Annotated in this window: 8 protein-coding genes; all 8 read left to right on the forward strand. The window is 38.1% G+C overall.

Going from position 1 to position 11,834, the window contains the following annotated elements; all coding sequences use genetic code 11:
• Positions 1 to 28 precede the first annotated feature (28 nt).
• A complete protein-coding gene (locus HZI73_RS07650; protein WP_212697660.1) occupies positions 29 to 697 on the forward strand; it encodes an RraA family protein in 669 nt (222 codons plus the stop codon).
• A gap of 36 nt (positions 698 to 733) precedes the next feature.
• The gene (locus HZI73_RS07655; RefSeq protein ID WP_212697661.1) at positions 734 to 3,133 is read left to right on the forward strand and encodes a glycoside hydrolase family 38 N-terminal domain-containing protein; all 2,400 of its coding nucleotides are present in this window, start codon (positions 734 to 736) and stop codon (positions 3,131 to 3,133) included.
• Between the two features lie 262 nt (positions 3,134 to 3,395).
• Positions 3,396 to 4,316 (forward strand): AraC family transcriptional regulator, encoded by a 921-nt coding sequence (locus HZI73_RS07660; RefSeq protein ID WP_212697662.1) that lies wholly within the window; start codon positions 3,396 to 3,398, stop codon positions 4,314 to 4,316.
• A gap of 14 nt (positions 4,317 to 4,330) precedes the next feature.
• Positions 4,331 to 7,684, forward strand: a complete 3,354-nt coding sequence (locus HZI73_RS07665) for a TrmO family methyltransferase domain-containing protein (RefSeq protein WP_212697663.1) — start codon at positions 4,331 to 4,333, stop codon at positions 7,682 to 7,684.
• Between the two features lie 223 nt (positions 7,685 to 7,907).
• Positions 7,908 to 9,674 carry a hypothetical protein gene (locus HZI73_RS07670; protein WP_212697664.1) on the forward strand — a complete coding sequence of 589 codons (1,767 nt, stop codon included), beginning with the start codon at positions 7,908 to 7,910 and terminating at the stop codon, positions 9,672 to 9,674.
• A 224-nt stretch (positions 9,675 to 9,898) separates the two neighbouring features.
• A complete protein-coding gene (locus HZI73_RS07675) occupies positions 9,899 to 10,309 on the forward strand; it encodes a hypothetical protein (RefSeq protein ID WP_212697665.1) in 411 nt (136 codons plus the stop codon).
• Positions 10,296 to 10,895, forward strand: a complete 600-nt coding sequence (locus HZI73_RS07680; RefSeq protein WP_212697666.1) for a TetR/AcrR family transcriptional regulator — start codon at positions 10,296 to 10,298, stop codon at positions 10,893 to 10,895. The genes HZI73_RS07675 and HZI73_RS07680 overlap by 14 nt, the downstream gene beginning before the upstream one ends.
• Before the next feature lie 39 nt (positions 10,896 to 10,934).
• On the forward strand, positions 10,935 to 11,633 hold the full coding sequence (locus HZI73_RS07685) for a DUF1638 domain-containing protein (RefSeq protein ID WP_212697667.1): 699 nt from the start codon (positions 10,935 to 10,937) through the stop codon (positions 11,631 to 11,633).
• Positions 11,634 to 11,834: the final 201 nt, after the last annotated feature.

The raw sequence follows: 11,834 nt of genomic DNA on the forward strand, positions 1-11,834 counted from the left end.
AAATGATTGTGATAAAAGGAGAGCATATATGACACAATTATGGAATTCAGACCAAGAGATGTTTGAACTGATTAAACAAGAGCTGTATACACCTGTTGTTGGGGATATTTTAGATAGCAAAGGGTTGTATCATCAATTTTTACCTCAGGAAGTGCAGCCAATGAAAAAGGATATGCAAGTGGTTGGCTATGCCATGCCGGTTCTCATGATTGATGTATACGGTGAGCAAGGCAAACCTTTTGGCTATTTAACAGAAGCCTTGGACCAACTGAAAGAAAACGAAATTTATATCGCTTCAGGGGGACATATGCGTTGTGCATACTGGGGTGAAATATTAACAGCTACTGCCAAAACACGAAAAGCAGCAGGTGCAGTCATCAATGGTTTTCATCGGGATACACCACAAGTTTTGGAGCAAAATTGGCCTGTTTTTTCCCGTGGCGGTTATGCACAAGATTCTTCCGTAAGGACCAAGGTGGTTGATTTTCGCTGCCCTATTGAAGTGGGACAGGTTTGGGTTGAGCCAGGTGATCTCATTTTTGGTGACATAGACGGTGTCTTGGTCATACCCAAAGACTTGATTGAAGAGACCATTACAAAAGCATTGGAAAAAGCAAGAGGCGAAAAAGTGGTCAGACAAGCCATTGAAAATGGCATGACAGCAACAGATGCCTTTGCCACATATGGCATTTTATAGACGTTAATTATTGAAGATATAAGGAGGTTACACATCATGAAACACACCATTAAGACCATGTACGTTGTCCATCATAGTCACACAGACATTGGCTACACGGATTTGCAAGAGCGTATTATTGATGTGCAAGCAAATTACTTGAACACGGTTTTGGAGATGATGAAACAACGTGAAAACGAAGGCTTTCGTTGGAATTGTGAAACCTATTTTTGTGTAGAAGTCTTTTTAAAGAGAGCCACAGAAGAGCAAAAGAAGGCCTTTTTCCAATGGGTGAAAGAAGATAAAATTGGTTTATCTGCTACCTATTTGAATTTCAATGATTTAGTGGATACCCAAGTGATTAATGAACGTTTAGATGAGATGGTTGCCATGTTTAAACAAGAAGGTACAACGCCTAGAACGGCTATGATTGCAGATGTGAACGGTATTTCCATGGGTCATAGGGATGCGCTGATTAACCACGGTATTGAATTTTTCTATACCAATACCCATTGTCATCACGGCATGTACCCACTCTATCAAAATCAAATCCCATTTCGTTGGGAAAATGAAGAAGGCAAAAGTCTGTTGGTTTGGAGTGGGGAACATTATAATTTAGGTAATGTTTTAGGTATAAAACCTAATCAAATGAACACCTATATGGCTAACCTCTATCAAGGAGAAAAAACAGATTTCTCAAAACCTGTGGATATGGTCTATACAAATCTTGAGAAGTATGTAACAGAATGTGAGGATAATGGCTACGATTATGACTTCATTGTTGCCTCTGTTTCAGGAGCATTCACGGATAATGCCCCTCCAGACCTTGAAATCATACACATCATTGATCAATACAACCAACAGTATCCGGATGGCGTTCGTTTACAAATGGTCAGTTTACAAGAATTATATGCTTTAATTAAAGATAAAATTGCAGATGCTCCTGTTTATCGTGGTGATTTAACCGATTGGTGGGCAAATGGTGCTAATGCGGCCCCGTATCTTGTAAAGCACTATAAAGATGCCGTTAGAAATTACCATCTATGCAAGCGTCTAGACAAAAAAATATGCCAAAAATACCCTGTGGAAGCGCGAAAAGCACAAGACAATATACTCTTATATGCAGAACATACCTGTGGTCATTCAGCCACCGTATCCAACCCATACGAAACCATGATATCCAATTTGGAGATTCGCAAAAACAGCTATGGGTCAAAAGCCCATGAGTATGCATCCTTCTTACTCAATCGTGTGGCGGAAGACATGGGCGATATCATGCGTTATTATCATGTTGAGGGTAAAATTAAAGTGGTTAATCCAACAAACCTGTCCGGTAAAATGCCTGTTGAATTTTATATTGAAACAGGGCTGATGAAGGATGTAAAAGTTACCAATGCAGACACAGGACAAGAGGTAATCTCACAATTATCAACCCATCCAAGAGGTGTACTGATTACGTTTATGGATACATTCACGGCTCATGAAACAAAAGAATACGGTTATACCTATAAGCCTGAGCCTTCAGAAACCATCAACACAAGGAGAGCTTATATTGGGTCAGAACGGGTTAGAGATATTGTGAATGACTACGATTCTATCAGCTATACATTACCTTATGGGTTCGAAAACCAGTGGTTTAAGTTGACCTATGATCATGAAAAAGGTATTACTGGTTTTATCAATAAGCAGACAGGAAAAGATATGCTTGTGGAGAATACCATACCCTTTTTCACCCCTATTTATGAATGCACCCCTGCCAGAGTATCTGACGATAACCCCACAGGCAGTCCTTTTATGGAAAGGCAGATACTAGGGCGGAATATTCGTGGTAAACATGCCCAGTGTCATGCCGGTGTGATGCAAGAAATTAGTGTTGTAGAAAGAGGAGATGTGTTTACAACAATTAAATTTGTATATGATCTGCCAGGGACAATCCATTGCTGTGTGTTTGTGAAGTTTTTTAATGACATACCTAAGATTGACTTTAAACTTCAATTAGGGAAGACCATCTCCACGGACATTGAAAGTGTCTATATGCCATTATCTTTAGAACTGGATGATAAGCAGGTTTATATTAAAAAAGGAACAGAAGCTTTTAGACCTGGTGTTGACCAGATACCTGGAACATGTATGGAATATTATGGTACAGATACAGGCTTGGTCTACACATCCAAGGCAGGCAGTGTACTGATTTCAACACCTGATACCTTGATGATTTATATGGGTGACATGAAGCATCATGCCATCCAATTATGTGATAATCAAGAGGCAAATAATCAGCGTCCCGTTTATTCTTGGATCATGAACAATACTTGGGAAACGAATTTTAATCTCAATCTGGCAGGGTTTAATGAGTTTAGATATTCATTAACCTTAGCGGATACCATCAACATTAACGAAGCTTATAACACGTTAGATGAGTTACAGTTTAAACCTTACACATTCATTGTGGAGTAATCTAATGGACATCCTACTATTAGACAGTATCATACAACCATAGCAGCATAGCCTATGGTATGATAGAGCAAAAGGCAGTCTTACCCAAAGAAGAATCTAGGGTGAGATGCCTTTTTTTCTTATGAAGAAAGTTTTCATAATTTAGCCATATAACATAGTAGCATTTTCATAAGTGCAAGGGTCATACTATTTTCCTTATGGTATAATGAATGCAATAGCACATAAACGGAATAGAAAGTATAATTGTTAAGGAGTAGATAGGATGCGTTATGTACTGAATACATCGAGACAGGTTTACATGAATAAGATTAATCTGGCACAAGACTATATTGAAAAGCATTTGGCAGAAGCATTAACTGTTGAACAACTTGCAGCAATAGCTTCCTTTTCGCCCTTTCACTTTCAACGGATTTATCGTCAGATAACGGGAGAGAGTCTCTATGCCTATATTAAAAGACTACGTCTTGAAAAAGCTGTATTTCTTCTATTAGGTAATAAGGAAAGGTCTATTCAAGATATTGCCTTATCCCTTGGTTTTGCTAATCAAGCATCTTTTGCTAAAGCCTTCAAAGGAAAGTTTGGAAAGAGTGCATCAGAATTCAGACGCCTTGATGACGGTCAAAATGGTAATAAGATACAAGAAGCAGATGTTAGCAAGAATGGAAAAGTATATGATGAAAAAATTAAGTATACTATACCTATAGAATTATCTGTCCAAACCATGGCATCTACCCATGTGGTTTATGTTCGGCACACAGGTCCTTATAAGGGAGACAGCGCTCTTTTTAAAAGTTTGTTTACCAAGTTATATACCTATGCCCAATTAAAGGATTATGTAAAAAGTGATTCAAAATGGTATGCGGTTTATCACGATTTTGGTGATCTGACCATGGAAGAACAGCTGAGAGTCAGTGCTTGCATGTCTACCCATGAAGGGGTTGAAACAGAAGGTGAATATGGCAGTATGATTCTAGAAGGTGGGAAATATGCCGTTGGAAGATTTTTATTAAAAGATGATGCGTATCAACTGGCATGGAATTATATGCTATCAAAATGGCTTCCAGAAAGTGGCTGTGTACCAGATGATCGTATGTTTTTTGAGTATTTTCCACCTCAGGATTATGGTGAAGGCAAAGAGGAGAGAATGGTTGATATCTTCATTCCAATAACTCCTCTTTCATAAGGAGGAATCATGAAGTGAAGAAAATAACATGTCAACCCATTGGTGATTATCACAGGATACACCCAGAAGATGGAGAAGAAAAAGGTACGATAATTCGTTTACAAGAGGGTTTTGAAAAAGCCTTGATTAATTTAGATCATTTTAGTCATTGCCTTATTTTTACCCAAACGAAGGATAAGCTTTTTTGTTATGGCACAAAAATAAGAGAGGTTGACGAAAAAAAAGGTCAAATGGTCATTGATGAAGGTCTAGAAGGTGAAATAATGGATATAAAACCTTATTTTCCCTGTGAAGAACGTTTGGAAAAGCCAGTTAAACAGCTCAAAGATCCAGCCCTTTTGTTTCACGGCAATCCCATTGGTGAGTATCTCTATGTTAACAACAAAGGAATCATCCAGTTTTCTGAATCAGAATCCCTGACAAGCCTTGAAATAGAATCTACATTAGAAAAGGTACAAGAAGGCGATTATCTAAGATTAATTTGGTGGTTTGATCGATTTGATAAGGCAGAATACCGTAAAAATCGTATGTGTAAACCGCCTTATGAACATGCTCCAAGGTGCGGTATTTTTGCTACACGTTCTCCAGTAAGACCCAATCCTCTTGCGTCAACAGTGGTAAAGGTTGAAGCTGTGGATAAGCACAATCATTTTCTGAGAGTCAGTGGATTTGATGGATTTGAACATACGATGATTTTACAAATGATGCCTTATGATGAAGTTCCCATTTTTGATGACACCCGTGTACCCAAGTGGGTAGAACACTGGACGGATTATAAAGTGTTTGAAGAAGCAAAGGGCCAGATTGACATCATGCCTATTGAGGCAGACATGGGCAAAGATGAAGAAACAGTCTTCATGGAAGAGCTTGAGGGTGAAAGCAGTACGGAAGACCTTAAGCTCAATGCTCACGAAATTGTCATTGAGCATGCATCCATTCACAATCTAAAGGATATTTCAGTCAGCATTCCCAAAGAGAAGATTACAGTCATCACTGGTGTTAGCGGTAGTGGTAAATCCAGTTTAGCTTTTGATACCATTTATCATGAGAGCCAAAAGCAATTCATTGATTTGGTTTCAGGTGGTTCACCTATAGGGGATGACCTGAATGATTCTAAGGTAGAAAAAATAACAGGATTACAGCCATCTATTGCTATTGAGCAAAGAAATCTAGGGATGAATCCAAGATCAACTGTTGGAACGGTGTCTCGAACGGCTGACTATCTAAAATTATTATTTGCAACCATTGGTGAAAGATTATGTCCTCATTGTCATGTTCCTGTATCCGATCATTCTGTTTGCAGTCAATGTGGTACCATCTTTTTTTCATTGACACCAGCGCTGTTCAGCTATAACCACCCAGATTATATGTGTCCCGTCTGCAAGGGGCTAGGAGAAGAATTGCAAGTGGATATTAATCTTATTATCAGTCACCCAGAAAAATCCATTTTAGATGGGGCTTCTATCTATTGGGGAAATCTAAGAAAGCACAGAGAAAAGCCCAATGCAAATTGGATGAAAGGTGAAGCACTTGCTCTAGCTGATGACATGAAAGAAGATTTGGAAGTGCCTTTTAAGGAGCTTTCGGATAGCTTTAAAGAACAACTGCTTTATGGCACACATGGTAGAGAAGTGAGCCTAAATTTCAAAAATTCCAATGGCAGAAAAGGTACCATTACAAGACCCGTTGAGGGTGTGGTGAATACCATATACCGTCTACTGAAGGATAACAAATCAGAAAAGTCCATAGCCCATCTTGAACGTTTCATTGTAAAAAAGAAATGCAGTCGTTGCCATGGAGAGCGACTAAAAGAAGAAGGGCGTCTGGTCAAAATAAATAGGACAAGGTATCCAGAAGCAGCATCAATGTCCATTACACATCTAAGGGCATGGTGTCATAGGACATACAATGCTTTGAATCCAGAAGATAGAGATAAATCAAAAGCTATTTTTATGAAGATTTTAAGTCGACTTAAGAAAATCGATCAAGTGGGACTGGGTTATTTAAGCTTGAATCGAAGTGTGCCATCCCTTTCAGGTGGAGAAGCTCAACGGTTAAAGATTGCGACACAGTTTGGCTCAGGGCTAACAAACATTCTCTACATTATGGATGAACCCTCTAAAGGCCTTCACCCGAAAGATTATGGTTTTCTCATAGAAACCATAAAAGACTTAAAAAAGATGCACAATACCGTTATCATGGTGGAACATAAAAAGGCTTTTATCAACATGGCAGATTATATGGTGGAAATAGGTCCAAGAGCAGGAAAATATGGAGGGGCATTAATACGAGCGGAGGAAGTAAGCCAGCATCAACGGAAGTTAAGTAATCAAGACATAAAAATAGATACACATAAACAGCATGAAGAAGATTATAAACACGTCTATGGGTTTTCATTAAAAGGTGATAGCATTCACATGGATAAAGCACTCACATTACAAGGTGCATCAACCCATAATCTAAAAAATATAGATGTGAAGGTGCCTCTATCAAAACTTATCTGTGTCATGGGTGTTAGTGGGTCCGGTAAAAGTAGTTTGGTATCTAAAACGTTCTATCCAGCCATTTGCAAGGCACTTGGTAAGAGAACGGATACCATGGGGCATTATAAAGCAATCATGGGGACGGAGCATATTCAAGAGATTTACCATGTGACGCAAAAAGCAATCGGTAAAACACCAAGATCCAATCCTGGAACCTATACAGGTGTTTTTGATTTGATAAGAGAATTCTACGCAACATTACATCAAGCAAAAAAGATGAAATTAACAAAGGAACATTTTAGCTTCAATAGTAAGAAGGGGCAGTGCCCTGAATGTAAAGGGGCTGGACAAATAGCCGTTCCCATGCATTTTATGCCAGATATCTATATCCCATGTGGAGCATGTAACGGTAGGCGATATCAAAAGAAAGTTCTTGAAGTGGCTTATAAAGAACATCATATTGCCGATGTATTGGACCTTGAAATTGGTGAGGTAAAAGCGCTATTCAAAGATGAAGAGAAGATTTTTGCCATACTTGATATGTTGGATAAAGTAGGGTTATCCTATATTAAACTGGGCCAGAGCGCAACAACCCTTTCAGGAGGAGAGGCACAACGTATTAAACTTGCCAAAGAGTTGTGTCTAGGTAAAACAAAGGGTGTTCTCTATATTCTTGATGAGCCTACAACCGGCCTTCACGATGAAGATGTAAAAAAAGTCATCTATATCCTAAAAGAACTAACCAATAATGGCGCTACTGTCATGGTCATTGAGCACCATCCTCTACTGATTCAACAAGCAGATTGGGTGATTGAGATGGGACCAGAAGGTGGTGACTTAGGGGGTTATATTGTGAAAGAAGGTTGGCTTAAAAAAGAAAGTTAGGTTTTAAGTTTTACAATAATTATTGTATATGGTCTGGAATGGCTATGTTTTTAGGGCATCTAAGATTCGCATAGCTATAAAAATAATGTCTATGGTTGGATAGGCTAGCATGTGTTATCATTATGATCAACTGTTAATGGGTTATGTAAGGATAAGGTACATTTTATGACAAGCATCCTTATGGATACCATATGATTCAATACATTGAAAGGATAAGGATTAGATGAAGTCATTCCATGATATTGTAGATACAAAGATATTGCCACATGTGAAAGAATTATGCAGGAGAATCTATTGGGAAGGTGATACCATGACACTTGATGGTATCACCTGTTTCCCAGAAGGTCAGGATTTTCTTCATGGCACGGTTATAAGTGGATTCGTTCAGGTTATGGAATCTTTGCCAAAGAATACCCAAGAATATAAAGAATGGTTAGCGATGACCCAGACAATGATTCAAAAGAATTCAGGAAAGTTCATGAACACCTTTGGCATATTGGAATTTCTGTTAAGTATATATGAACTAAAATCAATGGGTGTTTATCAGCAGATTGTGGATGAAGATTTGGAAGTGGTGTTGAAGAAGAATCTTCATTGGAACGTATTTATTGATGAAAAAACCATGAGGTTCAAACGACCTAGGGCAAATAACTATTATGGTGTTGCCTATCGCATAGCGTTACTAAGAGAGTTTTTTGAATGGGATACCCAAAAAACCAGTAGTGTGTTACTGGATCGGTTATTTGAGCATGTACATACTGGACCGGACGGCTCTATCTTTATGGATGAAAGTGACGATGAAGGGCGATATGATAAGTATTCATTTACCATAGCCAGTGAGTTGTGTGAACTCCATGGATTGACAAGAAGCCCCTTACCAGACAAATTGAAACAGATGTTAAAGCAATCCATGGCAACACATATGCTATTGGCTGGTAATCAAGGGGTAGGTTTTACCTATGGAAGAAGTGTAGGGGCAAATGCAACAGGAGCCATTCTAGAGATTATGCCCCTTGCCATGCAGTACGGTTTACATGATGATTTGGCATTTCTACATGGAATCATCATGGAAGCAGGCAAGCGCATGTCAGAATTCTGGTTCAATCCCAAGAGAGGTATGTTCAATCTATGGGATGATGGCAGACGCACAGACGGTTATAGGGGCAAGCATAGAATACTTGAAGTGAACTTAGATATGTCCTTGAAAATGATTAGAGCAAATAAATGCCTGAAGGCATTGGGATGGCATAAAGTAAAGCCTTGTGAGGAGCATGTCTACCAAAAAAAATGTGCAGCCTTACCTCCATATCATATGATTCCATTTCAACAAAATGAATATGACCGATGCCTTTTTATTAAACGCATGGTTGGTAGAGTAGTGATGTTACCTGTTATCAATGGCAGCAGAAACTGGTATGATCATGTGGCTTATTTACCGATTCCATCAAGTATTGACTTGATGATGGGACCAGCCAATGCCCGTGGTATGTATATGGTACCTATGATACAGATGGCAGATGGTAAGCGTATAGCTCCCATCGTATACAGCAAACATGTGGAAGTTAAAGAAACAAGTTGTGGCGTTGTACTCACTTATATGCAAGATGAATTATGTGTGATAGATGGTCACGTTCCCACCAAACACCTTGGGATTCAAGATACGATTACATATACCTTTACAAACAATTATATTGAAAGAATTGACCAGTTGCATGTTGACAACCCTCATCGATATGTATCCATCCATATAGAGCTGGGTGTTTTTGATAAGTGTCAATTGACCGATTCCCACATGGTGAATGATGTTGTTGTGTTTGAAGATGGCAACTTATCCAATATCACATTTGAAGGTATAGCCGTTACAGCTGTTGAAGATGTTGCGGATGACGATGATTATCACACACCCTGTAAACCCCTTCAAACACGTATTATCTGTCATAAAAAATTGGATGACAAAAGTATCCGTATTCTCACACGTATTAACTTTTGAAGTGATGCCTATTACTTGAATATTATATAAGCCTTCTATTGATTTTATTGAACGATTATGGTATAATTTTATTATAATCGTTCACTTTTTTATGTTGTAGAAAGACCATGATTTAGCATATGAAATAGAAGGCTTTTCATATGTTGAAGAATACTTTTTTAACGAAACAACTTGCTTCCCAAGATGGGGTGTAGTCGCTTTGTTCGCATGACAAAGGAGGTTTTATGATGGAACATTCAATGAGCAAAACATATCGTATCGCCAAGATTGTGTCTGTTTATTTACTGATTACAGGTCTTGGTTTTCTCGTATCAGGTGCTTATTACACAAAAATGATTTCTCACACAGGTACAGACCCGGTTTTAATTAATCTATCCGGTATGACACACTTCTTTATTGGTATGACAATTCTTGTGAATCACTTTCAATGGAAAAAGCCCCTTCAAATAGCGGTGACGTTATTAGGATTGATGTATACCCTAAAAGGTGTGGTACTTATAGTCGTACCAGAACTTGGACTACAGGCAAATAATAATCCAGCTCAAGTTCCTGCATTTATGTCCATCATTTGGATAATTGTAGGACTGGCTATCGGTTATTTTGCCTTCTTTGGAAAACGATATGAAAAGAACTAAAAAAGACGATGTGGTGCTGTGTGCCACGAACCTGTTTATCGAATACGGTATTAAAAAAGTAACGGTTGAAGAAATATGCAAAGAGTCAGGTGTGAGTAAAGGCACCTATTATAAATATTTTTCGAATAAAATTGAACTCGTCCTTCATATTGTTAAAGGTATCTTTGAAGAGAGTTCTAAGGATTTCGTTAAGCTTATCCAAGACGGCGTTTCTTTTGAGGCACTACTAAAGCATATTACTGTTGTAAAAATGCAATTTATGGAAAAATATGGAAACCGATTTTTAAAAGATTTATATGAAGGGACCATACCCGAGCTTAATGACATGATTATCAAGATGCAAAAAGAATCTAGGGAACAGGCATTGACCATGTATAACAATGCCATCACACAAGGAGATATTGATGAAGAAGTAACCTTTGAATTCTTTATGTACCTTCTGGGTAGTGTGCAAGAGATGTACTTAGATCAAAGAGTTATTGAAATCTATCCAGATCCTATGAAAAGGATGAATATAGTATTTAACAATTTCTTTTACGGGATACTCAAAAGCAACCATCCTACAAAAGTATCAACTGACATGTAAACCTTATTAGTGGCGTATGCATGTGAAAGGAATAGTGATATGATAGCACCCAAACGGTATAAATTAATCGCTTGTGAAATATTATCCAGAGAAATCTATCATTGTGCAGCCCAATGCAAGCATATTGTCGATATTACTTTTTTATCAAAGGGACTCCATGATATCGGTTCAGATAATATGTCAAACAGATTGCAAAATGCACTGAATGAGGTAGATGTAGACAAATACGACGCAATCTTATTGGGATATGGACTATGCAATAATGGCATTATTGGTTTAAAGGCTTCTCTACCCATGGTAGTTCCAAGAGCTCATGATTGCATTACCTTGTTAATGGGTTCTAAGGAGAGGTATAAAGCCTATCATGCCCAACATGCTAGTGCTTACTATAAATCCACAGGATGGATAGAAAGAGATACAAACCCAAATGATACAGATCAAAGTGTCACAGGTCAACTTGGCATTAATAAAACCTATTTAGAATATGTAGAACAATACGGTGAGGACAATGCAAAATTTCTTATGGATACAATGGGCAACTGGCTTAAGAACTATAGTCAATACACGTACATTGATACAAACATAGGGGATTTCAAACACTACAAAGAACAAGTGAAACAAGAAGCAGATGAAAAACATTGGCAATATGATGAAGTCAGTGGAAGTACGATTTTGCTCATGAAGTTGTTAAACGGGGAATGGGATGACAATGAATTTCTTGTGGTTCCCCCTTGGTAAGACCATCACACAAACCTATAATGATGCCATTATACAAACCGTTTAGCGGTTTGTGCCATCCATAACAGGTGTCCAATCAATAGAAAAAGGCTGTCTCATAAAAGTAGCAGGATAGAGGTTTCTTTATTTGGCTTTTATGAGACAGCTTTTTTTTTGTACATATTTGTGATTTTTAGCAGAATATTATACATTTTAATCATC

It is taken from the genome of Vallitalea pronyensis (assembly GCF_018141445.1).
In the GTDB taxonomy this organism is placed as follows: Bacteria; Bacillota; Clostridia; order Lachnospirales; family Vallitaleaceae; genus Vallitalea; species Vallitalea pronyensis.